Origin of the sequence: Enterobacter cloacae complex sp. P27C, assembly GCF_014895705.1 — a bacterium.
Taxonomy (GTDB): Bacteria; Pseudomonadota; Gammaproteobacteria; order Enterobacterales; family Enterobacteriaceae; genus Enterobacter; species Enterobacter bugandensis.
The window spans coordinates 73038-96741 of sequence record NZ_JADBQB010000012.1 but is presented as its reverse complement, the minus strand read 5'-3'; the positions used below and the strand labels follow the sequence as shown (position 1 = coordinate 96741).

At 53.5% G+C, this 23704-nt stretch carries 22 protein-coding genes; 1 reads left to right on the top strand and 21 read right to left on the bottom strand.

Going from position 1 to position 23704, the window contains the following annotated elements:
• Nucleotides 1-185 precede the first annotated feature (185 nt).
• From IM291_RS19905 to IM291_RS19875, 7 genes are all read right to left on the bottom strand, one after another.
• On the bottom strand, nt 186-944 hold the full coding sequence (locus IM291_RS19905; RefSeq protein ID WP_028014622.1) for an amino acid ABC transporter ATP-binding protein: 759 nt from the start codon (nt 942-944) through the stop codon (nt 186-188).
• A 7-nt stretch (nt 945-951) separates the two neighbouring features.
• Nucleotides 952-2055, bottom strand: coding sequence for an amino acid ABC transporter permease (locus tag IM291_RS19900; RefSeq protein ID WP_028014621.1), 1104 nt, complete (start codon nt 2053-2055; stop codon nt 952-954).
• 9 nt (nt 2056-2064) lie between these two features.
• The gene (locus tag IM291_RS19895) at nt 2065-3246 is read right to left on the bottom strand and encodes an amino acid ABC transporter permease (RefSeq protein WP_028014620.1); all 1182 of its coding nucleotides are present in this window, start codon (nt 3244-3246) and stop codon (nt 2065-2067) included.
• A 67-nt stretch (nt 3247-3313) separates the two neighbouring features.
• Entirely contained in the window at nt 3314-4339 is a 1026-nt protein-coding gene (locus IM291_RS19890) for an amino acid ABC transporter substrate-binding protein (RefSeq protein WP_045260443.1), read from the bottom strand.
• A gap of 448 nt (nt 4340-4787) precedes the next feature.
• Nucleotides 4788-5009: a lipoprotein gene (locus tag IM291_RS19885; RefSeq protein ID WP_008502867.1), complete on the bottom strand. Its 222-nt coding sequence runs from the start codon at nt 5007-5009 to the stop codon at nt 4788-4790.
• Between the two features lie 301 nt (nt 5010-5310).
• A complete protein-coding gene (locus IM291_RS19880) occupies nt 5311-8424 on the bottom strand; it encodes an efflux RND transporter permease subunit (protein WP_192987549.1) in 3114 nt (1037 codons plus the stop codon).
• 11 nt (nt 8425-8435) lie between these two features.
• Nucleotides 8436-9575, bottom strand: coding sequence for an efflux RND transporter periplasmic adaptor subunit (locus IM291_RS19875; protein WP_028014617.1), 1140 nt, complete (start codon nt 9573-9575; stop codon nt 8436-8438).
• A 384-nt stretch (nt 9576-9959) separates the two neighbouring features.
• Here IM291_RS19875 and envR point away from each other — a divergent pair, with 384 nt between their 5' ends.
• Nucleotides 9960-10676, top strand: a complete 717-nt coding sequence (gene envR, locus IM291_RS19870; RefSeq protein ID WP_063155260.1) for an acrEF/envCD operon transcriptional regulator — start codon at nt 9960-9962, stop codon at nt 10674-10676.
• On the opposite strand, the gene IM291_RS19865 is transcribed toward envR, so the two are convergent.
• The 14 genes from IM291_RS19865 to IM291_RS19800 form a co-directional block, all read right to left on the bottom strand.
• Entirely contained in the window at nt 10592-12673 is a 2082-nt protein-coding gene (locus tag IM291_RS19865; RefSeq protein ID WP_192971972.1) for a bifunctional diguanylate cyclase/phosphodiesterase, read from the bottom strand. The genes envR and IM291_RS19865 overlap by 85 nt on opposite strands.
• A 138-nt stretch (nt 12674-12811) precedes the next feature.
• Nucleotides 12812-12976 (bottom strand): DUF2556 family protein, encoded by a 165-nt coding sequence (locus tag IM291_RS19860; protein ID WP_014885446.1) that lies wholly within the window; start codon nt 12974-12976, stop codon nt 12812-12814.
• Between the two features lie 179 nt (nt 12977-13155).
• A complete protein-coding gene (gene fis, locus IM291_RS19855; protein ID WP_000462905.1) occupies nt 13156-13452 on the bottom strand; it encodes a DNA-binding transcriptional regulator Fis in 297 nt (98 codons plus the stop codon).
• Nucleotides 13453-13475: 23 nt separating this feature from the next.
• A complete protein-coding gene (gene dusB / locus IM291_RS19850; RefSeq protein WP_008502861.1) occupies nt 13476-14441 on the bottom strand; it encodes a tRNA dihydrouridine synthase DusB in 966 nt (321 codons plus the stop codon).
• A 330-nt stretch (nt 14442-14771) separates the two neighbouring features.
• The gene (locus tag IM291_RS19845; protein WP_192987548.1) at nt 14772-15512 is read right to left on the bottom strand and encodes a carbonic anhydrase; all 741 of its coding nucleotides are present in this window, start codon (nt 15510-15512) and stop codon (nt 14772-14774) included.
• Between the two features lie 138 nt (nt 15513-15650).
• Nucleotides 15651-16532, bottom strand: a complete 882-nt coding sequence (gene prmA / locus IM291_RS19840; RefSeq protein WP_028014613.1) for a 50S ribosomal protein L11 methyltransferase — start codon at nt 16530-16532, stop codon at nt 15651-15653.
• Between the two features lie 11 nt (nt 16533-16543).
• A complete protein-coding gene (gene panF, locus IM291_RS19835; RefSeq protein ID WP_028014612.1) occupies nt 16544-17995 on the bottom strand; it encodes a sodium/pantothenate symporter in 1452 nt (483 codons plus the stop codon).
• A complete protein-coding gene (locus IM291_RS19830) occupies nt 17985-18227 on the bottom strand; it encodes a YhdT family protein (protein WP_006178860.1) in 243 nt (80 codons plus the stop codon). Before IM291_RS19830 ends, panF begins: the two co-directional genes overlap by 11 nt.
• A gap of 109 nt (nt 18228-18336) precedes the next feature.
• Nucleotides 18337-19686, bottom strand: coding sequence for an acetyl-CoA carboxylase biotin carboxylase subunit (accC, locus tag IM291_RS19825; protein ID WP_192987547.1), 1350 nt, complete (start codon nt 19684-19686; stop codon nt 18337-18339).
• 10 nt (nt 19687-19696) lie between these two features.
• The gene (accB, locus tag IM291_RS19820) at nt 19697-20161 is read right to left on the bottom strand and encodes an acetyl-CoA carboxylase biotin carboxyl carrier protein (RefSeq protein WP_008502856.1); all 465 of its coding nucleotides are present in this window, start codon (nt 20159-20161) and stop codon (nt 19697-19699) included.
• Between the two features lie 21 nt (nt 20162-20182).
• Nucleotides 20183-20635, bottom strand: coding sequence for a type II 3-dehydroquinate dehydratase (aroQ, locus tag IM291_RS19815; protein WP_028014610.1), 453 nt, complete (start codon nt 20633-20635; stop codon nt 20183-20185).
• A gap of 234 nt (nt 20636-20869) precedes the next feature.
• Entirely contained in the window at nt 20870-21469 is a 600-nt protein-coding gene (gene msrQ / locus IM291_RS19810) for a protein-methionine-sulfoxide reductase heme-binding subunit MsrQ (RefSeq protein ID WP_028014609.1), read from the bottom strand.
• Nucleotides 21470-22471, bottom strand: a complete 1002-nt coding sequence (msrP, locus tag IM291_RS19805) for a protein-methionine-sulfoxide reductase catalytic subunit MsrP (protein WP_028014608.1) — start codon at nt 22469-22471, stop codon at nt 21470-21472.
• 77 nt (nt 22472-22548) lie between these two features.
• Complete coding sequence (locus tag IM291_RS19800) at nt 22549-23523, bottom strand: MDR family oxidoreductase (RefSeq protein WP_041907830.1); 975 nt, start codon at nt 23521-23523, stop codon at nt 22549-22551.
• Nucleotides 23524-23704 lie beyond the last annotated feature (181 nt).

Genomic DNA, 23704 nt, shown 5'->3' with positions numbered 1-23704 from the left:
TGCCGAACTCAGAAGTGAAACGCCGTAGCGCCGATGGTAGTGTGGGGTCTCCCCATGTGAGAGTAGGGAACTGCCAGACATCAAATAAGTGAAAAGGCCATCCGCAAGGATGGCCTTTTTGCGTTTATGCGCCGGAAAAACCGTAGGCCGGGTAAGGCGAAGCCGCCACCCGGCAGAGCAAACGACTAATGTATTACCTGCGATAAAAATGCTCGCGTACGTTCTGACTTCGGATGCGCAAAGAACTCACCCGGCGGTGCCTGCTCAACAATCTCGCCGCGGTCCATGAAGATCACCCGGTCGGCCACGGTTCTCGCGAATCCCATCTCATGCGTGACGCACAGCATGGTCATGCCGGATTGTGCCAGCCCAATCATGGTATCCAGTACTTCTTTCACCATTTCGGGATCCAGCGCAGATGTCGGTTCGTCAAACAGCATGATTTTGGGTTTCATGCACAGCGAACGGGCGATAGCCACGCGCTGCTGTTGCCCGCCCGAGATCTGACCTGGAAACTTATTGGCATGCTCCGCGATACGTACGCGTTCAAGGTAGTGCATCGCCAGCGCCTCCGCTTCCTGTTTCGGCATCTTTCGGACCCAAATCGGCGCAAGCGTACAGTTCTGCAGAACGGTCAGGTGTGGAAACAGATTAAAGTGCTGAAATACCATTCCCACTTCCTGACGCACGCGTTCGATATTGCGGATATCTTCATTCAGTTCAATACCATCAACCACAATGCGCCCTTGTTGATGCTCTTCAAGATGGTTAATGCAGCGAATAGTTGTGGATTTCCCGGATCCAGAAGGGCCACACAGGACGATGCGCTCTCCCTGCTTGACCTTAAGATTAATATCCTTCAGGACATGAAACTGTCCGTACCATTTGTTCACGTTTTCCAGCGTAATCATCGCGTCGGCGGGTGTCATAGTTATTTGGCTCATAATTTCCTCAGTGCGGTGTACGCCCGGTGTTAAAGCGCTTTTCCAGATGCTGGCTGTAGCGCGACATGCTAAAACAAAAGATCCAGTAGATCAGGGCAGCAAAGACATATCCTTCGGTGGACATGCCCAGCCAGACAGGGTCAACGGTTGCCTGCTGCACGCTGCTAAAGAGATCGAACAATCCGATGATGATCACCAGGCTGGTATCTTTAAAGAGAGCAATGATCGTATTGACCAGCCCAGGGATAACCAGCTTGAGCGCTTGCGGAAGGATCACCAGCCCCTGCGTTTTCCAGTAGCCGAGCGCCAGTGATTCTGCCGCTTCGTACTGGCCTTTAGGCAACGCCTGCAGACCACCGCGTACCACTTCAGCAACATAGGCGGACTGGAAGAGAATTACCCCGACCAGAGCACGGATCAGTTTGTCGATCGTTGTACCTTCTGCCATAAACAGCGGCAGCATGACCGACGACATAAACAGTACGGTGATAAGCGGTACGCCGCGCCAGAACTCAATAAAGATAACGGAGAGCACGCGTACGACCGGCATTTTTGAACGGCGACCCAGGGCGAGTAAAATGCCCAACGGTAGCGCGCCGGCGATCCCTACTGAAGCGATAATCAACGTCAGCGTCAGCCCACCCCACTGGCGTGTTTCAACGCGTTCCAGCCCGAGAAAACCGCCATACAGCAGCACCCAGACAATAATCGGATAAACCACCGCCCAAACGGCAATATAGCGTCCACGGTGAGGCAGCTTTTTCCAGAACATGACTGCAACAGAGAGCAGGCCGATAACCAGCGCCAGATTAATCCGCCAGCGCTGTTCATGCGGATACAATCCATACATGAACTGACCGAAGCGCTCATGAATAAACACCCAGCAAGCGCCGGCTTTTGTGCAATCTGCTCGGGTTGAACCGACCCAGTTGGCCTGTATAACCGCCCAGTTCAGCAGCGGAGGGAGCAATTCCCACATGAGCCACAGGCAGACAATCGTCAGCAGGCTATTACTCCAGCTGGAGAAGAGATTCTTGCGTGCCCAGAGAATAAAACGTCCACCCGTCGAGCTGGCAGGGCGCGAGGAGTGCGACAGTATCGCTTTTGTCATCATAGATCCTTAGCGCTCGACCAGTGCTATACGACGGTTATAAAGGTTCATCAGCAACGAAATAGCCAGACTGATGATTAGATAGACGGACATGGTGATGGCAATGGTTTCTATGGCCTGTCCGGTCTGGTTAAGCACGGTTCCGGCGAAGAGAGACACCATATCCGGATAACCAATGGCAGCTGCCAGCGATGAGTTTTTGACAATGTTGAGATACTGGCTGGTCAGGGGCGGAATGATCACCCGTAAAGCCTGCGGAATAATGACCTGGCGAAGCGTCACGGTATTCGGCAAACCGAGTGAACGTGCCGCCTCGTGCTGCCCGTGAGGCACGGCCTGGATCCCGGAGCGGATGATTTCCGCAATAAACGAGGAGGTATAAATTGAAAGCGCCAGCGTGAGTGCTGCCAGTTCAGGAATTAACACCATACCACCCTGGAAGTTGAACCCGCGTAGGTGAGGAATATCCCAGTGCAAGGCTGCACCAAAAAGCCAGTGAGCAACTAGCGGTAAGCCAACAATCAGCGCAGCGGCAACTGGCCATGTTTTACGAAGCTGTCCGGTTTTAATCTGATGCTTACGGTTATAGCGGAACAGGCCGACGGAAATCGCGAGCGCAACAATAATGGCGACGATAAAGGCGTAAATCCCTTCGGCCACCTGCGGAGAGGGAATGTATAACCCACGATTACTCAGGAAAAACAGCTCAAACGCATCGACGGCCTGGCGGGGACCGGGAAGATTACGCAGCACCGCGAAATACCAGAAGAAGATCTGCAGCAGCGGCGGGATGTTGCGAAACGTCTCAATATAGATGGTGGAAAGCTTTCGCAGCAGCCAGTTTTCAGAAAGACGCGCCAGCCCAATAAAGAAGCCCAGGATGGACGCGAAGACAATACAAAGTGCCGATACCAACAGCGTATTCAGTAAACCGACCACAAACACGCGTCCGTACGTGTCACCCTCCTGATAGTCGATAAGGTGCTGAACAATCCCAAAGCCCGCGCTGCGATCCAGAAACGCAAAACCGGAGGTGATACCGCGATTATTCAGGTTAGTGATGGTGTTATGGATGAGATACACGGCGATAAGAACAACCGCAACAATAGCAATAATCTGGAATAGCCAGGCGCGGACCGCGGGATGAGAAAAGGATAGCGATCCTTTTACGGCTGAGCGGCGATGGGACATAAAGAAACCTCAGTAACCATGACTCTGGAGTGGGCACTGCCCGAGCAGTGCCCGTTACAGCTATGACTTAACGTACTGGTGGCGCGTACTGAATACCGCCGTTATTCCAGAGATTGTTCTGGCCGCGTTTGATCTTCAGCGGGCTTTCCGATCCCACGTTACGCTCGAAGATCTCAGCGTAGTTACCCACCTGTTTGATGATGTTGTAAGCCCACTTGTTATCCAGCTTCAGATCCTTGCCGAAATCACCTTCTTTACCGAGCAGGTGCGCCATATCCGGGGTGGAAGGATTCGCCGCTTTCTCATCAACGTTTTTCGAGTTGATGCCCATCTCTTCTGCATTCAGCATGGCAAACAGCGTCCAGCGAACGATAGAGAACCAGTCTTCATCGCCACGACGCACAACCGGTCCGAGAGGTTCTTTGGAGATCACTTCAGGCAGGACAATCCATTCCGCCGGATTGCTCAGCTTAATGCGTAAGGCATACAGCTGTGACTGGTCAGAGGCCAGAGTGTCGCAGCGACCGGATTCCAGCGCTTTGGCTGATTCATCCGAGCGGTCGAAAGTCACAGGGGTGTATTTCATCTTATTTGCTTTGAAATAATCCGCGACGTTCAGCTCGGTATCGGTACCCGCCTGGATACACACGGTCGCACCATCCAGCTCTTTGGCGCTTTTCAGGCCCGCTTTATTGTGGGTCAGGAAGCCGATGCCGTCATAATAGGTCACGCCCGTAAATGACATCCCCATACCCGCGTCGCGAGAGGAGGTCCAGGTGGTATTACGGGAAAGCATGTCAACCTCGCCGGACTGCAGCGCCGTAAAGCGCTCTTTCGCCGTCAGCGGGGTGTATTTTACTTTGCTGTCATCACCAAAAACCGCTGCTGCGACGCCACGGCAGACATCCACATCAATACCGGTAAATTTGCCGTTCGCATCGGCATAAGAGAAGCCAGGCAAACCGTCACTGATACCGCATTGAACAAAACCTTTCTTTTTAACGGCATCCAGTGTCGTTCCCGCATGGGCTTGACCGGCTACGGCAAACATCATGCCGGCAGCGGCCAGGCTGGCTATCATCGTCTTTTTCATAATGCATCCTGTGTGGCGAAATTTATCGTTATAGAGGCGTTTTTAAACGCTTTACCTGTCTGTGGCTTTGGCCAACGTTTATAAAGCAAACGTAATGCCAGTTTTGAGTTCAGCGAGATAAGAGAAAACTGAACGCTTAATGCAGAGTGTAGACAGGCTTAAATAAAATGAGCGCCCCGAAACAGTGCGAAATTACAACCTGTGCCACAAATTGGAGCAAAAGTTTTAACCGGGATGAAATAAAAAGGAGAGATAGTTTCTGAGGTGAATATTGGCAGAGTATTCAATAGTATTAATGTATGAAAATCATCAGAGATAAGAAAAAGGTGTTGATAGCGGTTGGTTGAAATGAAATATAAGAATAAATGCGGAACTTTTTTATTTATTAGAAAATGATGCACTCATTAAAAGCAAAAGCGCGGCCGGAGCCGCGCTTTCTGAACAGATGTTACTTCGTCAGGGCAACGATACCTAACGTTAAACCCGCCACAGCGGCAGCGCCGCCGGCGATGGCACCCGCTGTTTCCCAGTTGTCCTGGGTGGTGCCTTTCATACAGGTATTGGTATGAACCAGTCGGCCCTGATCATCGTAAACCGGTACACAAGGAGAGTCGTGCGCGCAACCAGCAAGCAGCGCAGCGAGAAGTGCAACGGAAATGAATCTTTTCATGATGTTACCTCAGTATTATTTCTTATTCGCTACAAAACCAGGAGGGCTATTAACGAACTGGAGATTATTTTACCACCAGGGTAAGTTCCCGTTACACGTGGAATAATCTCAAATTATGTAGTTTGTAAAAATCATGGAGAAAAAGCGTTTTCTGGATAAATTCATGGAGAAATTATGGAGTCGCAAGAGGGTGCTTTTACTTAATGCAAACTCATGAATTTTTTATATGCGATTCAATAATGACTAATCCATTGTTTATATTAAAATAAAAAAGGCACCAAACGGTGCCTTCAGGGATATGTTAATCCTTATGGTTGGTAAACCGTCTCCGGACAACCACAAAGAAAACGGGTACAAAGAAAATAGCCAGAAGCGTTGCGGAAAGCATGCCTCCCATCACACCCGTACCGACGGCGTTTTGCGCGCCGCTCCCGGCTCCGGTGCTAATTACCAGCGGCATGACGCCAAGAATGAAGGCCAGGGAGGTCATCAGGATCGGGCGAAGGCGCATTCTTGAGGCTTCCAGCGTGGCCTCAATGATACCTTTACCTTCTTTATCCATCAGGTCCTTAGCAAATTCGACGATCAGGATGGCGTTTTTCGCCGATAACCCAATCGTTGTCAGCAGGCCGACCTGGAAATATACGTCATTGTTTAACCCGCGCAGCGACGCTGCGAAAAGAGCCCCGATGACGCCTAACGGCACAACCAGCATGACAGAGAAGGGTATGGACCAGCTTTCATACAGTGCAGCCAGGCACAGGAACACCACGATCAGTGAAATGGCGTACAGTGCAGGCGCCTGGTTACCGGAAAGGCGTTCCTGATAAGACATTCCCGTCCAGTCATAGCCGATGCCGGAAGGCAGTTTTGCCGCCAGGCTTTCCATCATCACCATGGCCTCACCGGTACTTTTCCCTGGGGCTGACTCACCGAGGATCTCCATGGACGGCATGCCGTTATAGCGTTCCAGACGAGGAGAACCGTAAACCCAGTGAGCGCTGCTAAAGGATGAGAACGGCACCATTTCCCCATTCGCGCTGCGCACGTAGAGATTGTTGATGTCCCCCGGCAACATTCGGAATTTCGCATCCGCCTGGACGTAAACTTTTTTCACGCGGCCATGATCGATAAAGTCATTCACATAGGTACCACCCAATGCCGTCGATATCGTCTGGTTGACGTCAGAAATGCTAATACCCAGCGCCTGCGCTTTCTCCTGATCGACATCCAGTTTGAACTGCGGTGTATCCTCCAGGCCGTTAGGACGCACGCGAACCAGCAGGTCAGGGTGCTCTTTCACCATGCCGAGCAGCTGATTACGTGCCTGCGTCAGCTGGGTATGCCCCAGGTTTGCCTGATCGATAAGTTCAAAGTCGAAGCCCGTTGCGGTTCCCAGTTCGATAATGGCAGGCAGGTTAAACGGAAATACAAGGCCGTCTTTAATCTGGCTGAACGCTTTTGTTGCACGTCCTACTATTGCCTCAACGCTATTTTTCTCGCCCGGACGTTCCTCCCAGGGCTTCAGGCTCACGAAGGCGATACCGGCGTTTTGGCCCTGGCCGCTAAAGCTAAAGCCGTTAACGGTAAAGACGGATTCAACATTCGCCTTTTCTTTATTCAGATAGTAGTCCTGAACCTGATCGAGAACCTGCTGAGTACGCGTCTGGGTCGCACCCGCCGGGAGTTGAACCATCGTCATAAATACCCCCTGATCCTCTTCAGGCAGGAAGGAGGTAGGTAAGCGCAGGAACAGCACCGCCATCCCACCGACAATAATGATGTACACCACCAGATAGCGGCCGGTCTTACGCAAAATACCGCTTACGCTGTTGCTGTAGTGCTCCACGCTCTTATCAAAAAGCGCATTAAACCAGCCAAAGAACCCCCCTTTCTTCTCATGATGATCGCCAGAAACGGGCTTAAGCAGCGTTGCGCAGAGTGCGGGCGTCAGGATCAGCGCAACCAGCACGGAGAGCGCCATGGCGGAAACGATAGTCAGCGAGAACTGGCGATAGATGGCGCCCGTCGAGCCGCCAAAAAAGGCCATCGGGATAAAGACCGCCGAGAGCACCATGGCGATCCCCACCAGCGCGCCCTGGATCTGCTCCATCGACTTCTGCGTGGCCTCTTTTGGCGGCAGCTGGTCCTCGACCATGACGCGCTCGACGTTCTCGACCACCACGATGGCGTCATCAACCAGCAGACCTATCGCCAGCACCATGCCGAACATTGTCAGGGTGTTGATGGAAAAACCGAACGCCGCCAGAACTGCGAAGGTACCCAGCAAAACAACCGGAACCGCGATAGTCGGGATGAGCGTTGCCCGCAGGTTTTGCAGGAACAGATACATGACCAGGAAGACCAGAATGATCGCTTCAAACAGGGTCTTCACCACTTCATGAATAGAAATTTTCACAAAAGGTGTGGTGTCATAGGGATAGACGACCTTCAACCCCTGCGGGAAGAACTGTTGCAGTTGCGCCAGTTTGCTCTTGATGGCTGCCGCGGTATCCAGCGCGTTTGCCCCGGTTGCCAGCTTAATCCCAAGGCCGGTGGCTGCCTGCCCGTTGATTTTGGTCACCATATTGTAGTTTTCGCCGCCGAGCTCAATGCGAGCGACATCCTTCAGGTGAACCATCGAGCCGTCCTGGTTCACCTTGAGCGTCACGCGGCCAAACTCTTCCGGTGATTTCAGGCGAGTTTGCGCGATGATGGAGGCATTCAACTGCTGTCCAGGAACCGATGGCGTACCGCCCAACTGACCTGCCGCTATCTGGTCGTTCTGCGTTTTCAGCTGGTTGATAATATCCAGCGGCGTCAGCTGGTATTTATTCATCGCGTTGCTGTCGAGCCAGATGCGCATCGCATACTGGGCGCCAAACAGCTGCACGTCACCCACGCCCGCCGTTCGGCTAATGGCATCTTTGACGTTCGAGGCGACATAGTCGGAGATATCATCCTGAGTGAGGTTTTTGTTGTCCGACACAAAACCGGCGACCAGCAGGAAGCTGCTGCTGGACTTCTTCACGCCAATCCCCTGCTGCTGGACCTCTTGCGGCAGCAGCGGCATGGCGAGCTGCAGCTTGTTCTGCACCTGCACTTGCGCGATGTCCGGATCGGTGCCGGATTCGAAGGTCAGAGTAATGGTAACGTTGCCCGCTGAATCGCTGGTGGAGGACATATACATCAGGTTATCGATACCGTTCATGTTCTGTTCGATAACCTGGGTCACGGTATCCTGCACCGTCTGGGCATCAGCGCCGGGGTAGGTCGCAGAAATCGCCACGGCTGGCGGAGCAATCGTCGGATACTGGGCGACGGGCAGTTTGAGAATGGCCAGCCCGCCTGCAATCATCAAAATGATGGCAAGTACCCAGGCGAAAACCGGCCTTTGAATAAAGAAATTAGCCATGTCGTCGTTCCTTAACTGGCGGGAGTCGTGGTGGTATCTGGCGTGGCGACGACGGTAGCCCCTGGTCTGACTTTCTGTAATCCGCTGACAATCACGCGGTCACCGTTTTTCAGCCCTTCCGTCACCAGCCAGCGGTCGCCAATGGCCTGAGGCGCAACGACGGTACGTGATTCAACCTGGTTTTTATCATTAACCACCAGCACGGTTGCGTCGCCTCGCGGCGTTCGGGTCACGCCCTGCTGCGGAACCAGAATGGCATCTGGCTGTGTGCCTTCATCAATGCGGGCGCGAACGAACATCCCCGGTAACAGTAGGTGTTGAGGATTCGGGAAAATGGCGCGCAGCGTGATTGAGCCGGTGCTTTCATCCACCGTAACGTCGGAGAACTGCAGGGTGCCTTTCAGCGGATAGGGCTGACCATTCTCCATCAGCAGCTCAACGCTGCTGGCCGTGTCGCCTTTTTGCAGGCTCGTCTGCTTCAGGCGCATAAATTCATTGCTCGACTGGGTCACATCGACATAAATCGGATCAAGCTGCTGGACCGTCGCCAGCGCTGCGGCCTGCCCGTTCGTCACGAGCGCCCCTTCCGTCACGCTGGATTTGCCGATGCGGCCATCGACAGGGGACGTTACTTTGGTATACGCAAGGTTGATACGTGCGCTTTCAACGCCCGCTTTTGCGGCGACAACGCTGGCATCTGCCTGCTGGGCCGTGGCCACGGCCTGGTCATACTCTTGTTTGCTGACATACTGTGTTCCCACCAGTGGGAGATAACGTTTCACCGTCAGGTGTGCAATATTGGCCGCCGCCTGCGCCTTTGCCAGCTCGCCTTTCGCGCTGTCGTAAGCCGCCTGATAGGTCGCAGGATCAATTTGATAAAGTGAGTCCCCAGCTTTTACATCGCTACCTTCCGTGAAGTTGCGACGCAGAATGATACCGCTAACCTGTGGACGAACCTCCGCAACGCGGAACGCATCTGTTCTGCCCGGGAGTTCAGTTGTGACGGCCAGCGGCGCACTTTTCACGATATGGACGCTGACCTGAGGCGCCTGTGCATGTTGTTGTTGATTTTCCTGGCCATCGCATCCAGTGAGCAGTACAGCGCAGACAATGAAACCGGCTAAGGGTAAACGTCTGAAATGATTCGTCATGACTGTTCCTTTAAATACCCATTCACCGATGTTTGCCGTAGATCGGTAGTGGGGCAGAGGGAAAAAATAAAATGTAGCTGCGTATAATAATGAGGGTATTTAATGTTTTTTAATTTATAAGTGCGAATGACGAGGCCTGAGAGGAAAATCAGAATCAGTCCCGTAGAAAATACGGCTATACTTCTGCCCGCTAAATCAGGCTAATAGAGCTTAACCGGTAAATTCATTCATTCCGTGAATTTAATTACTGGCGTGTATTTAGATTGTTTATAGATTAAGTGAATTGACTTTTTTTGTGCAAAATTAAAACGGCTTTTAGTGAATACTTCCAGCCATCCGAACCTGATGTTATGTATATACCCTGCGAGTAAAGAGTAGCTGTCAATGGCGCGTAAAAAGAAAGAAGAGGCTCAACAAACCCGACAGCAGTTGATTGAGGCGGCTATCGGGCAATTTGCGACGCGAGGCGTAGCCAGCACGACGCTGACGGATATCGCCGATGCCGCAAAGGTTACGCGTGGTGCTATCTACTGGCACTTTACCAGTAAAGCAGAGATATTTAATGCCATTTGGGAACAGCAATTACCGCTACGTGACATCATTCGCGACAGGCTTTCTCTCTCCGAAAATGATGATCCGTTGTTAATACTTCGTGAGCAATTCATTACTGCGCTTCAGTATATCGCACGCGAACCCCGTCAATGTGCGCTATTACAAATTTTGTATCATAAATGTGAATTTACTAGCGATATGATTTCAGAGGATGAAATTCGGAAACGTATTGGGTTCAATTATGATTCTTTGCGCGTTACGCTGGAGAAATGTATTTCTCGAAACATCATTTCGTCGCAGGTGAACGTTGAGCTGACCATGATCGTATTCCACGGTTTTTTTAGCGGCATCATTAAAAACTGGTTAATGAATACCGACAGTTTTAATCTTTATCAGCAGGCGCCAGCCCTGGTCGACAGTATTCTGGCGACACTCCCTCTCTTGCGCGTGTCGCCTCATAATGATTACGGCTCAGCGCCTGGCAACATTTCACCCCGTGCACAAAGCGCCTCGATGGTCTGCACGCTGGCGGGTTTACCTAACAGATAACCCTGTAAGGTATTACAGCCCAGCTCCGTCAAAAAGACTTGCTGCGCTTCGGTTTCCACACCTTCGGCCACGACTTTCAGGTTGAGCGTTTTCGCGAGGGCCACAATCGCAGAGACAATGGTGGCATCTTCGCTTTCACCGCTTAACTCTTTCACAAACGCTCTGTCTATCTTCAGTTCACAGGCCGGTAAACGCTTGAGATACAGCAGGCTCGAATATCCGGTCCCAAAATCATCAATCGAGGCTTTCACCCCAGCATCCGTCAGCTCTGTCAGCACCCGCACGCTCTCATCGGGGTTGCTCATCGCCGTAGTTTCCGTGACTTCCAGGATCAACATTTCCGGCGGGACGTGATGACGCTCCAGGCAGTCGAGCACTGTTTTAACCAGCGAGGGCTGTTCGAACTGCAGCGTCGACAGGTTTACTGCCATTGACCAGTTTCGATGCCCCTGCAGATGCCATTCTCTCAGCTGGCGACAGGCTTCATTGAGCACCCAGTTACCAATAGGGATGATAAGCCCGGTTTTTTCCGCCAGCGGCAGGAAAAGATCCGGCGTCAGTAAACCCTGCTTCGGATGCTGCCAGCGCAGCAGCGCTTCAAACCCGAGGAGAGGGCCCGCGGGCGCGTGAAACTTTGGCTGATAAAGCAGGCGCAGTTCATTACGATCGACGGCCATCCACAGATCGTTCATTAACTGAAGATGGGTCTGCGCCAGAGTGTTCATGGAGGGCTGGAAAAAGTGATAGCCGTTTCGGCCCATATGCTTGGTGTGATACATCGCCGCGTCGGCGTTAAACATCAGCTCACGTTCGGTTTTGCCGTCGTGAGGGTACAGGGCGATACCAATGCTAAGCGTTACCACCAGTTCGTAGGGGTCGAGAGTGAACGGGCTATCGATCGCCCGCACCAGCGAATTTGCCAGCGAGGCCGCATCGTCCGGACCTTCTCCCTCAGCCAGCAGAACAAACTCATCGCCGCCAATGCGTGCAAGGGTAAACTGGCCCTTCAGGAGATGCAGCAGACGCTGCGTAACGGCGACCAGCAGCCTGTCACCGACATCATGGCCGTAGGCGTCATTGATGGCTTTAAAACCGTCGAGATCCATGAACATCAGGGCGAAATGGGTACCTTCACGGTCAGCTTTGCTGATGGCCTGATCGAGCCGGTCCTCCAGCAGGATACGGTTGGGCAGACGCGTCAGCGTATCGTGCAGCGCCAGCTGCGCAAGTTCCCGGTTCGCTTCTGCCAGCGACGAGGCCAGAAGGGCGGTTCGTGCCTGCAGGCGGGCATCCAGCATCGACACCAGCAGGGTGATCCCAAGAATAGAGAGCGCGACGACGCTGACCAGCACGGCCAGCCAGCTGCCGTTAATACCCTGATGGTGAACCATGGTGGACATTGGAAACTGCGCGGCCTTCATCCCGGCGTAGTGCATACCGGCGATAGCAATTCCCATCGTGATGGCGGCACCCAGGCGCATCAGCACCACCTGAGCGGCTTCGTGACGCAGGCGGAAGGTCAGCCACAATGCTGCAAGCGAAGCGGCAAGCGCAATCACGACCGAAATGGCCACCCACAGCGTATCCCAAACGATCCCCGGCCTCACCTCCAGCGCCGCCATACCGGTGTAATGCATGGCAACAATACCGATTCCCATTACCAGAGCGCCGGGGAGCAGGCGGCGCATGCGCAGCTGTTCACAGCTGACGAGCCATAGCGCAAACAGTGACGACCCCACGGCGATGACCATAGATAAAATCGTCAGGGTCGCGTTGTAGCTCATGCTCATGGAGAGATCCATCGCCAGCATGCCGATAAAGTGCATGGCCCATACGCCAATGCCCATCGCAACACCGCCTCCCGCCAGCCAGATGCGGGCTGCGACACCCTGACTCCCGGCGACGCGTGCAGCCATATTCAGCGCGGTGTAAGCAGCAAGGATGGCAACAGCAAAGGAGAGGGCTACTAGGATAGGGTTATATTGGCTAACCAGCATGGTCGGTTCTACTCGAGTATGACGTTACGCAGGAGAGGTTGAGAAGGGCGAGACATTATCACCGTCAGGTAACGGCTCAAAGGGATTTAAATCCCCGTTTTTAGTGGGTAATACGGGGAGGTTGGTGACGGCAGGGTGTTAATCGAGTTCTGAACAGTTCACTAATTTCAGCGGATTGACGGAGTTCATATTGCGGCACTTGTCGGTTTCGGTGCTCATCAGTTCAATCCACTGCATCAGGAGGGCATCGAAAAGGAAAACGGAGATTGCAAAGACGACCAGCCACCAGTATTTACGAATCATTGTGTCATTCCGCGAGAAGAGAGCCACTGAAGTGGTGGAAATATACACGAAAAGAAGCGGTTTAAAAGCGGGATAAGCAAAGGTTTACAAAGCGTTGACGGTGAAAGAATAAGACAATAAAAAAGGCGCATCCCCATGCCAGGTAGCGCCTTTTTAAACAAGCATTTAACTGATTAGTATCAGTTCATGCCATATTTTTTCAGTTTCTTACGCAGAGTACCACGGTTGATACCCATCATCAGCGCAGCGCGGGTCTGGTTACCGCGGGTGTATTGCATCACCATGTCCAACAGTGGCTGTTCAACTTCAGCCAGTACCAGCTCATACAGGTCATTAACATCCTGACCATTCAGTTGAGCAAAATAGTTCTTCAGTGCCTGTTTAACCGAGTCACGCAGGGGCTTTTGAGTTACCTGATCCTGAGAGTTAACGGTAGAAACGGTCAGTACGTCAGAATTTACGCGTTGTTCGAACATAGTTCTGTCAGCTCTTTATTTCATTACGCAAGATTTTCGAAGTATGCCTCCAACGCCTCCAGCTGTTCGCTGGCATCCTCAATGGCGTTGAATGTGCGCCGAAACTGGTCATCTGGAGCGTGCTCCTGGAGATACCAGGAGACGTGTTTACGCGCAATTCGGTACCCTTTTGCCTGACCGTAGTGGTCATGCAGTTCCCGAACATGCGAACAAAGCAAGCGCTTTACCTCTGCCAGAGGCAGTGGGGCAAGCAGCTCCCCAGTGTCCAGATAATGCTGGATTTCCCGGAAGATCCAGGGTCTTCCCTGAGCTGCACGTCCTATCATCAGAGCATCAGCTCCCGTATAGTCGAGTACAGCCCTGGCTTTAAGCGGGTCAGTTATGTCGCCATTCGCGATAATCGGAATGGAAACCTTCTGCTTAACTGCCCGAATGCTGTCGTATTCAGCTTCACCATTGAACAAACAGGCGCGAGTGCGTCCGTGGATGGTCAGGGCCTGAATACCACAATCTTCGGCCAGTTGGGCAATCTCTACACAGTTACGGTGTTCCGGCGACCAACCCGTGCGAATCTTCAACGTAACAGGAACGTCCACTGCGCTGACAACCGCCGTCAGGATAGCTTTCACCTGGTCGGGGTATTGCAGAAGGGCTGAACCTGCAAGCTTGCGATTCACCTTTTTGGCCGGGCAACCCATATTGATATCAATAATCTGGGCACCACTTTCCACGTTAATACGCGCGGCATCTGCCATCTCTTCAGGCACGCTTCCGGCAATTTGCACGGTGCGAATACCTGGTTCATCAATGTGCACCATCCGAAGGCGGGATTTATCGCTTTCCCAAACCTGTGGGTTAGACGACATCATCTCGGATACGGTTAAACCGGCTCCCATCTCATAGCACAGCGTCCTGAACGGCCGGTCGGTAATACCTGCCATTGGGGCTGCGATCAGGCGATTTCTAAGCTGGTGGTGTCCGATGCGCATGAGTTAAGAAATGACCATACTGTGACTGCAAGGCGGCGTATATTACGCATTTTTTGCACGAGATGAAAGGCCAAACTTTGAACAATCCACTGTTGTAGATCAAGGAATCGCCGCGCAATCTTTTCGTTTAAAATTATTCATTATTGAAATCATTGAGTTATGCGCTGATGGCTATTTTATGTGCGCTTACAATTTCCCGTAACTTCTCATCATTTCTGAATAAATGCGACAGATGAGCGGGATAATCTGCTGTTTTTAACAGCAGATTTCCCCACTTCTTTGCGATCTGCGTCGCATTTTAGAACATGATCTCAGGGCAAAAAATAGACGTTATTCGAGGATAACACGACCATGGAGAGACTGTACCGGCCGGTTATTATCGTGATGCATTGTGTGGGTGAATTTCTCAAGCTGCCCGGCGGAGACCGTCAGAGGATGCTTAAGCACGATCCAGGTGACGCCTTCTGAACACGGTGGCGTTGTCAGCGAGCCGCTAAAGCGCCAGTACGTTTTATCTTCCGGCAGCAGCTTATTCAGGTTGAGCTCCTGCTTGATGGAGAAGTTCAGCTCAGCCTGCTGAGGCATAACGTCCCACAGTTTATCAAGTTCACGGTTCTCTGCCCCTTTGTCGAACATGACCGCGACCACCGCCAGTTCCCCCTTCGCATTTTTATGCACAAGGTGCATTTCCATCGCGTAATGCTTGCCGTGTACGGTGTTTTCGCTCGGCGCGTGGAAGTGGAACTGCTGTAATGCCCAGGTTTGCTTATCCAGCGTGATAGTGTCGCGAGTGTCGGCCTGCTCGCTTGCCTGAATGGTATGGCCATTATTTGTCAGCGTCACAGGGCCGTCAACGTAGTGCGTTTGCAGCGGGGAAAGATGGGCGTTAACGGTGGAATCGATGTCAATCGGGGACTGGTTCATCCCGCTTTGGCAGGTCTTGTAGGCCTCATCCAGTTCGCCCCAGTGCTCAGGTGAACTTTCTCCTTTGTAGCTCCAGTGTGATGCGCATGCTGAAGCCGAGATCATGCTCAGCGCTAACAGCGCTGCCTTGCTATAAACGTGTTTCATAATATTCTTCCCGTGAATTTTTATTATCCAAATCAAAATTTATCAATATGATTTGTAGGGTTATTTTACCGGAGGCAGGCCAGGTGCGGGAGGAATATTCGAGGAGAAAAGGCGTGGTCAGAGGACCACGCCAAATACTTATTTTTTACGACCGGTAATGCGGCACCACTCTTCTTTCTCGACGACCGGGTCGAGCGCAAAGAGATCGGCGTAGGCTTCGCAAACGCTCTCCGCCTGGCTTGCCAGGATGCCTGAAAGTCCCAGCAGACCGCCCTCAACCGGCAGCACGCTGATTAATGGTGCCAGTTCACGCAGTGGGCCCGCGAGAATGTTTGCGACCACCACATCGGCTTTCATGGCTTCTGGCTGCGCTTCCGGCAGGTAGAGCTCCAGACGATCGGAGACGCCGTTACGCTCGGCATTATCGCGGCTGGCCTGAATGGCCTGCGGATCGATATCGATCCCGATGGCTTTCGCCGCGCCCAGTTTCAGAGCGGCAATCGCGAGGATCCCGGAACCGCAGCCGAAGTCGATCACCGTCTTACCTTCCAGATCCAGACCATCCAGCCACTGCAGGCACAGAGACGTGGTTGGATGGGTGCCGGTGCCAAACGCCAGGCCTGGGTCAAGCATCACGTTCACCGCGTTTTCATCGGGAACCTCGCGCCAGCTTGGGCAGATCCACAGACGTTTGCCGAACTGCATCGGGTGGAAGTTGTCCATCCACTCGCGTTCCCAGTCTTTGTCTTCCAGCTGTTCGATTTTATGCGCGAAGCCTGCTCCCAGCAGCGGATGGTTTTCCAGAATCGCCACCACCTCTTTCATGTCGGTTTCGGCATCGAACAGGCCGATCACGTCGGTATCACCCCACAGGCGCGTTTCGCCCGGCAGCGGTTCAAAGACCGGCGTGTCGTGCGTGTCCTGAAAGGTGATGGAGACAGAGCCGGCTTCCATCAGCGCATCGCTTAGCTCTTCGGCGTTCGCGCCGGTTGTGTTCAGTTTTAGTTGGATCCACGGCATGGCAAAACTCTTTATTTATCAGTAGAAATCATAGCGGGTTGTGGGGCGGGCTGACCGAAACGGTTCCCCACCACAAACGCCAGTAAACTTAGCAGTAACGAAGGCACAATCGGATGGAAGCCCAGATACTGAATCTTAAATGTCGCAAGGATGGCATACAGCACACCGCCAACAATCATCGCGCTCAGCGCGCCTGCAGCGTTCGCGCGTTCCCAGTAAAGACCTAATACCAGCGGCCACAGGAAAACGGCTTCAAGCCCACCAAACGCAAGCAGGTTCAGCCAGATGATCATCTCCGGCGGACGCCATGCAGCTAACATCAGCAAAGCTCCTAACACCAGCGTAATGACGGCAGACATCCGCTTCAGGCGACGTTCATTTTCAACCTGCTCAGGGCGCAGGTTCAGATAGAGATCTTTAATGATCGTAGCGGAACTTTGCAGTAACTGGGCGTTAATGGTCGACATAATGGCGGCCATTGGCGCTGCGAGGAAAATGCCGGCGGCGAAGGGCGGCAGCACTTTAACCATCAGCGTCGGGATCACCAGATCCGGCACGGTAAGGTCGGGAATCACCGCGCGCCCTAATGCACCTGCCAGGTGCATACCAAACATCAGGACCGCGACTACAATCGTCCCGATGATGATGCCCTTGTGAACGGCTTTACTGTCTTTATAGGAGATACAGCGCACGGCGGTATGCGGCAGACCAATCACCCCGAAGCAGACTAACACCCAGAACGAGGTCATAAAGGTCGGCGAGAGGATATCATCCGCGCCCTGCGGTGAAATCAGTTTCGGGTCAATCGCTTCCAGGGTTTCCACCGCATGAGTGAGTCCACCCGCGGCATGAACAATCCCCACCAGCAGAACAATCGTGCCGATGAGCATGACCATTCCCTGCAGCGTATCGTTCAGCACGCTGGCGCGGAACCCGCCAAACGCGGTATAGAGCGCGATGCTTACCCCGAAGATAAGCAGGCCTGTCTCGTAAGGGATCCCGGCCGCCGTTTCCAGCAGGCGTGCCCCGCCGATAAACTGTACGGTCATCGCGCCAATAAAGGCTACCAGCAGGCTTAAGCTCGCCAGCCACACCAGTAAGCGGCTCTGGTAACGGGCAAACAGCATGTCGTTGAGCGTGACGGCATTATAGCGGCGCGCCAGAATGGCAAATTTCTTACCAAGAATACCGAGGGAGAGCCAGACGGCAGGCAGCTGGATCATCGCCAGCAGTACCCAGCCTAACCCGTACTTGTAGGCCGCACCGGGGCCGCCAATAAACGAGCTGGCGCTGATATAGGTCGCGGTCAGCGTCATTGCCAGCACAACGCCGCCCATCGAACGGCTGCCGAGGAAATACTCGTTCAGAAAAGCACCGGTCGTTCTTTTGCGCATGGCGTAAATGGATAAACCAAACACGACCAGCAGGTATGCGACAAGCGGCAGAATGACTTCAAGCTGCATCATCGTCCTCCAGCGGAATATCGCGATAGATGAATTTCACCATTGCCCAGCACAGCAGGATAAACACCAGCGGTACCAGCAGGCAGGCCATTTCGAACCAGTGCGGCAGGCCGGTGATGCCAATAGCGGAGTCAGGTAAGTAAGCAGTTACTAACCATGCAGCAAGATAGAGAAGGGTCAGCCACAGCGCCCAGCGCGCTTCTTTATGGGCCTGAACAAAACGTTTGTCCATTTTTTGTCCCTTGTGGATGCAGAAAGCGGGGATTGTACATGATGGGGCTTTGCGATCCCCAGAAATAAAAAAAGGCCGGATAATCCGGCCTTTTAGCAACACAGCTCTCTTACTTCTCGTTCAGGCCGAGTTTTTTCTCCAGGTAGTGGATATTCGTTCCACCATTCTGGAAGTGCTCGTCGCTCATGATACGCATCTGCAGATCAATGTTGGTTTTAATACCGTCGATGATCAGCTCCTGCAGGGCGTTCTTCATGCGGGCAATGGCCACGTCACGGTTTTCGCCGTAGCAGATGAGCTTGCCGATCATTGAGTCATAGTACGGCGGTACGGTGTAGCCGGCGTAGATATGAGACTCCCAACGCACGCCAAAACCACCCGGCGCGTGGAAACGCGTGATTTTACCCGGGCTTGGCAGGAAGGTGTTCGGGTCTTCGGCGTTGATACGGCACTCTACCGCATGGCCTTTCACCACAACTTCTTCCTGCTTGATGGACAGAGGCTGACCGGCTGCGATACGCAGCTGCTCTTTGATCAGGTCAACGCCGGTGATCATTTCGGTAACCGGGTGTTCAACCTGAATACGGGTGTTCATCTCAATGAAGTAGAACTCGCCGTTTTCGAACAGGAACTCAAAGGTACCCGCCCCGCGATAGCCGATATCGACGCACGCTTTGGCGCAACGCTCGCCGATGTAGCGACGCAGTTCCGGGGTGATGCCCGGCGCTGGCGCTTCTTCGACCACTTTCTGGTGACGACGCTGCATGGAGCAGTCACGTTCTGCCAGATAGATCGCGTTACCCTGACCGTCAGCCAGCACCTGAATTTCGATGTGGCGTGGGTTTTCCAGGTATTTTTCCATGTACACCATGTCATTGCTGAAAGCCGCTTTCGCTTCCGCTTTGGTCATGGAGATGGACTGCGCCAGTTCAGCATCGCTGCGAACAACGCGCATACCGCGACCGCCGCCGCCGCCGGACGCCTTGATGATAACCGGGTAGCCAATGCGTTTAGCATGAGCACGGTTAGCATCCATGTCGTCGGTCAGAGGGCCGTCAGAGCCTGGCACGGTTGGAACACCGGCTTTTTTCATTGCGGTGATTGCAGACACTTTGTCGCCCATCAGGCGAATGGTGTCGGCTTTCGGACCGATGAAGATAAAGCCTGAGCGTTCAACCTGCTCAGCAAAGTTGGCGTTCTCAGAGAGGAAGCCGTAACCCGGATGAATTGCCACCGCGCCGGTGATTTCAGCGGCGCTGATGATAGCCGGGATGTTCAGATAGCTTTTTACGGACGGAGCCGGGCCAATACAGACCGTCTCATCCGCCAGCAATACGTGTTTTAAATCGCGATCCGCGCTTGAGTGCACGGCCACGGTCTTGATGCCCAGTTCTTTACAGGCACGAAGAATACGCAGTGCAATCTCGCCACGGTTGGCGATAACAATTTTATCCAGCATGTTCGCCTCGTTACTCGATGACGACCAGCGGCTCGTCAAATTCAACCGGCTGACCACTTTCGACCAGAATCGCTTTCACAGTACCTGACTTGTCAGCTTCGATCTGGTTCATCATTTTCATCGCTTCAACGATGCACAGGGTATCGCCTACGTTGACTTTCTGACCCACTTCGATGAACGCCTTCGCGTCCGGGCTCGGGGTGCGGTAGAAAGTACCAACCATTGGGGAACGTACGATGTGACCACTGATTTCTGCTGCAGCGGCAGGTGCGGCTTCAGCTGCTGCTGGCGCAACGGCTGCGGAAAGCGCAGGCTGCTGCACTGGCGCAGCGTAAGCTTGCTGCATTACCGGGAAGCTAGCGGCTGGGGCTGCACGGCTGATGCGTACAGACTCTTCGCCTTCAGAAATTTCCAGTTCGGAGATGCCTGATTCTTCAACCAGCTCGATCAGTTTTTTAATCTTACGAATATCCATGAGTGGGTTCCGTACTCTTGTTTAGTGTGATTGTGACAAGCGTTTTACCGCTGTCTGTAAAGCGTATGAATAGCCGTCTGCGCCCAGTCCGCAGATAACGCCAGCAGCGATATCCGACAGATACGAATGGTGGCGGAACGGCTCTCGGGCGTGCACGTTACTCAGGTGGATCTCGATAAACGGGATACTCACCGCGAGCAGTGCGTCGCGGATAGCAACACTGGTGTGCGTAAACGCGGCCGGATTGATCAGGATATAGTCCACAGTGTCTTTAGCCTGATGAATACGGTCGATGATTGCGTACTCCGCGTTTGACTGAAAATGATCCAAATCCACATTCAGCGAGGCTGCTTCCGTGCTCAGACGGTTAACAATTTCGCTCAATGTCAGCGTGCCGTACTTCTCTGGCTCACGGGTGCCGAGCATGTTCAGGTTCGGTCCGTTTAAAACTAAGATGTGGAACTTATCAGTCATTATGCCGCTATCTCCTGCGATTTTCGGGTAAAAAACAAAATATACCGTCGAAGCGCAAATGTCACCTTTTCAGAGGCTCAAAACCGCTGTCAGGCGAACCAAGGTCGCACATTATAACGATTTCGTAGCATTTGGCAGCTAAATACTGGTCTTATCAGGGAAGATTATCAACCGCAATCCAAAAAAGATTTGCGGTTGAGAGGTAATCTGCGGGAAAACGCACAGTTTCGCGAACTATCGCAACCACTGGCGGAACTTCTTGTAACGCCATGCTAAAAGCGCCACGGCTGCCAGCGCGTAAAGGACCGGCTGCGGAGAGAGGATCTTCACCGACCACAGATAATGAATGGGGGCGAGGATCGCGACAAGATAGACGAAGTTGTGCAGCAACTGCCAGCGTCGGCCCAGCTTTCGCTGCGCATATTGCGTGGATGTCAGCGCTAACGCCAGCAGGATCAGCCAGCTAACAATGCCCAGCATCAGGTAAGGGCGTGTTACCAGCTCGCGGCCAAGCAGTGTCAGATTGTTAATTCCCAGTTCCAGCAGGGCGTAACTGGTGAGGTGCAGGGTCGCCCAGGCAAAACACCATAGCCCCAAAAGCCGACGGGTGCGTATCAATAATGGCTGTTTAGCGTAGCGCGCCAGCGGCGAGACGAGCAAGGTGGCCAGCAAAAATTTCAGAGCCATCCGACCGGTAAAATGCTGGATATCCTTTGCCGGATCGGCGCTAAAGAGGCCCTGGCTGGCCGCCCAGAACAGCCAGATAAAAGGAAGTATCCCGGCTAAATGCAGCAGCACTTTCAGCCAGGTAATCTGCTTTGCCGTTAAACGCACTCAGAAGTTCTCCCGTAAATTGAGGCCACGGTAAAGGGACGCCACTTCATCCGCATACCCGTTAAACAGCAGCGTGGGCTGGCGCTTCACGTCCAGCGCGCCGCCGGAGCCAATAAAGCGTTCCGTCGCCTGCGACCAGCGGGGATGATCCACATGCGGGTTCACGTTGGCGAAGAAGCCGTATTCACCCGGCGCCGCCAGGTTCCATGTCGTCGGCGGACGTTCGCGGGTCAGCTTAATGCTGACGATCGATTTAATCCCTTTGAAACCGTATTTCCACGGCACGGTTAAACGGATGGGGGCACCGTTCTGCGGCGGAAGCGCCTTGCCGTAAACGCCGACGGTCAGGAGGGTAAGGGGATGCATGGCTTCGTCAAGACGTAACCCTTCAACGTACGGATACTCCAGCCCGCCGCCGATGAACCGGTCTTTCTGGCCCGGCATCTCGTCCGGGGCGTAGCGCGTCTGGAAGGCGACGTATTTTGCGTTGCTGGTGGGTTCAACCATCGCCAGCAGCTTATGCAGCGGGAAGCCTACCCAGGGCACCACCATCGACCAGGCCTCTACGCAGCGCATGCGATAGATACGCTCCTCAAGCGGGAAGCGGGTGGTCAGATCGTGATGGTCCAGCGTCAGAGGTTTTGCCACTTCACCGTCGATTTTCAGCGTCCACGGATCGGTTTTCATGCTGCCGGCATTGGCGGCAGGATCGGCTTTATCCAGACCAAATTCGTAGAAGTTGTTGTAGCCGGTGACTTTATCTTCCGGCGTGAGCGCCAGCGTGTTTTGCCATTCGGCGGGTTTGGTAAAGGTAAGCGGGGCACCGGAAGGCGCCTTAGGGCGATCGTTGCCTTTAAACCAGTCGAGCAGGTCGGCGTGTGCCGCTGGAGAGAGCGTCAGTGCCGTGGCGCTGATGCCAAGCATTTTCAGGATCTGGCGGCGCTGTAACATAAAGACAGACTCAGACGTTACGTCGGCTTCCGTCAGTTTTCGGTTTTTCATGGCATCCTCCGTCATGCGTTTTTCTAAGCATGACGGAGGAGAAGCGTTAGCGCGAATATGTCACGAAAATTTGAAGATTAGGCGATTTTCACCAGCGCGCGGCCGTGGAACTGGTTATCCATGATCTTGCTGGCATATTCAGGTGCCTGGCTGAGCGTAATTTCGGTAGCGCTCTGGGTATAGAACGATTCCGGCAAATCGCGCACCAGACGCTCCCATGCCTCTGCACGGCGAGCCGCAGGCGTCATCACGGAATCCACGCCCTGCAGGCGGACGTTACGCAGAATAAATGGCATGACGGTCGTTGGCAGGGCAAATCCCCCGGCCAGGCCGCAGGCTGCCACGCAGCCGCCGTAGTTCATCTGCGCCAGGACTTTTGCCAGCACCTTATCACCGACGGTATCCACTGCACCTGCCCAGACCTGTTTTTCCAGCGGGCGGGTCTCGGCAAACTCATCGCGGCCAAGAATGCGGCTGGCGCCGAGCTGGCGCAGATAATCATGCGTGCTTTCACGGCCGGAAACCGCCGCAACCTGATAACCCAGCTTGTGCAGCAGCGTGACCGCCGTGCTGCCCACGCCACCGCTGGCCCCGGTCACAACAATTTCACCCGACTCGGGGCGAACACCCGCCTCTTCCAGCGCCATCACGCACAGCATGGCGGTAAAGCCTGCGGTACCAACGATCATCGCTTTGCGGCCATCTATGCCTTTCGGCATAGGCACCAGCCAGTCGCCCTTCACGCGCGCCTGCGTTGCCAGCCCGCCCCAGTGATTTTCGCCCACGCCCCAGCCGGTGAGCAGCACCTGCTGGCCCGCATGAAAACGGGGATCTTCGCTGCTATGAACCCGGCCAGCAAAATCAATACCCGGCACCATAGGGAAATTTCGGATGATTTTACCCTTGCCGGTGATCGCCAGCGCATCTTTATAATTTAAACTGGACCAGTCGATGTCGACGGTGACGTCGCCTTCCGGCAGGCGAGTCTCTTCTACGGCCTGTACTGAGGCAAGCGTTTTGCCGTCCTGCTGTTCTAAGATTAAAGCCTGCATACGGGGTCCTCACGGCTCAGATGATTGGAAAAGAGTTCCTGAAGACTATACTCGCTCAGGGTAAAGCAATGCCGATTTAACGCAATAAATTGCCAGATACGCCAGGTTTGGTAGTATGCCGCATTTGAAATGCAAGTTAGCGCTTACTCGCTACCCCATCAACCCACGGAGTAATCTCAAG

What these genes read in the sequence shown, in the direction of transcription:
- accC (WP_192987547.1), bottom strand. Translation starts at nt 19,686, where the DNA reads ATGCTGGATAAAATTGTTATCGCCAACCGTGGCGAGATTGCACTGCGT.
- prmA (WP_028014613.1), bottom strand. Translation starts at nt 16,532, where the DNA reads ATGCCGTGGATCCAACTAAAACTGAACACAACCGGCGCGAACGCCGAA.
- IM291_RS19875 (WP_028014617.1), bottom strand. Translation starts at nt 9,575, where the DNA reads ATGACGAATCATTTCAGACGTTTACCCTTAGCCGGTTTCATTGTCTGC.
- IM291_RS19800 (WP_041907830.1), bottom strand. Translation starts at nt 23,523, where the DNA reads ATGCAGGCTTTAATCTTAGAACAGCAGGACGGCAAAACGCTTGCCTCA.
- IM291_RS19905 (WP_028014622.1), bottom strand. Translation starts at nt 944, where the DNA reads ATGAGCCAAATAACTATGACACCCGCCGACGCGATGATTACGCTGGAA.
- IM291_RS19830 (WP_006178860.1), bottom strand. Translation starts at nt 18,227, where the DNA reads ATGGACAAACGTTTTGTTCAGGCCCATAAAGAAGCGCGCTGGGCGCTG.
- dusB (WP_008502861.1), bottom strand. Translation starts at nt 14,441, where the DNA reads ATGCGCATCGGACACCACCAGCTTAGAAATCGCCTGATCGCAGCCCCA.
- aroQ (WP_028014610.1), bottom strand. Translation starts at nt 20,635, where the DNA reads ATGACTGATAAGTTCCACATCTTAGTTTTAAACGGACCGAACCTGAAC.
- IM291_RS19880 (WP_192987549.1), bottom strand. Translation starts at nt 8,424, where the DNA reads ATGGCTAATTTCTTTATTCAAAGGCCGGTTTTCGCCTGGGTACTTGCC.
- panF (WP_028014612.1), bottom strand. Translation starts at nt 17,995, where the DNA reads ATGCAGCTTGAAGTCATTCTGCCGCTTGTCGCATACCTGCTGGTCGTG.
- msrP (WP_028014608.1), bottom strand. Translation starts at nt 22,471, where the DNA reads ATGAAAAACCGAAAACTGACGGAAGCCGACGTAACGTCTGAGTCTGTC.
- IM291_RS19865 (WP_192971972.1), bottom strand. Translation starts at nt 12,673, where the DNA reads ATGCTGGTTAGCCAATATAACCCTATCCTAGTAGCCCTCTCCTTTGCT.
- IM291_RS19860 (WP_014885446.1), bottom strand. Translation starts at nt 12,976, where the DNA reads ATGATTCGTAAATACTGGTGGCTGGTCGTCTTTGCAATCTCCGTTTTC.
- IM291_RS19895 (WP_028014620.1), bottom strand. Translation starts at nt 3,246, where the DNA reads ATGTCCCATCGCCGCTCAGCCGTAAAAGGATCGCTATCCTTTTCTCAT.
- envR (WP_063155260.1), top strand. Translation starts at nt 9,960, where the DNA reads ATGGCGCGTAAAAAGAAAGAAGAGGCTCAACAAACCCGACAGCAGTTG.
- IM291_RS19885 (WP_008502867.1), bottom strand. Translation starts at nt 5,009, where the DNA reads ATGAAAAGATTCATTTCCGTTGCACTTCTCGCTGCGCTGCTTGCTGGT.
- fis (WP_000462905.1), bottom strand. Translation starts at nt 13,452, where the DNA reads ATGTTCGAACAACGCGTAAATTCTGACGTACTGACCGTTTCTACCGTT.
- IM291_RS19900 (WP_028014621.1), bottom strand. Translation starts at nt 2,055, where the DNA reads ATGACAAAAGCGATACTGTCGCACTCCTCGCGCCCTGCCAGCTCGACG.
- IM291_RS19890 (WP_045260443.1), bottom strand. Translation starts at nt 4,339, where the DNA reads ATGAAAAAGACGATGATAGCCAGCCTGGCCGCTGCCGGCATGATGTTT.
- IM291_RS19845 (WP_192987548.1), bottom strand. Translation starts at nt 15,512, where the DNA reads ATGAAACACGTTTATAGCAAGGCAGCGCTGTTAGCGCTGAGCATGATC.
- accB (WP_008502856.1), bottom strand. Translation starts at nt 20,161, where the DNA reads ATGGATATTCGTAAGATTAAAAAACTGATCGAGCTGGTTGAAGAATCA.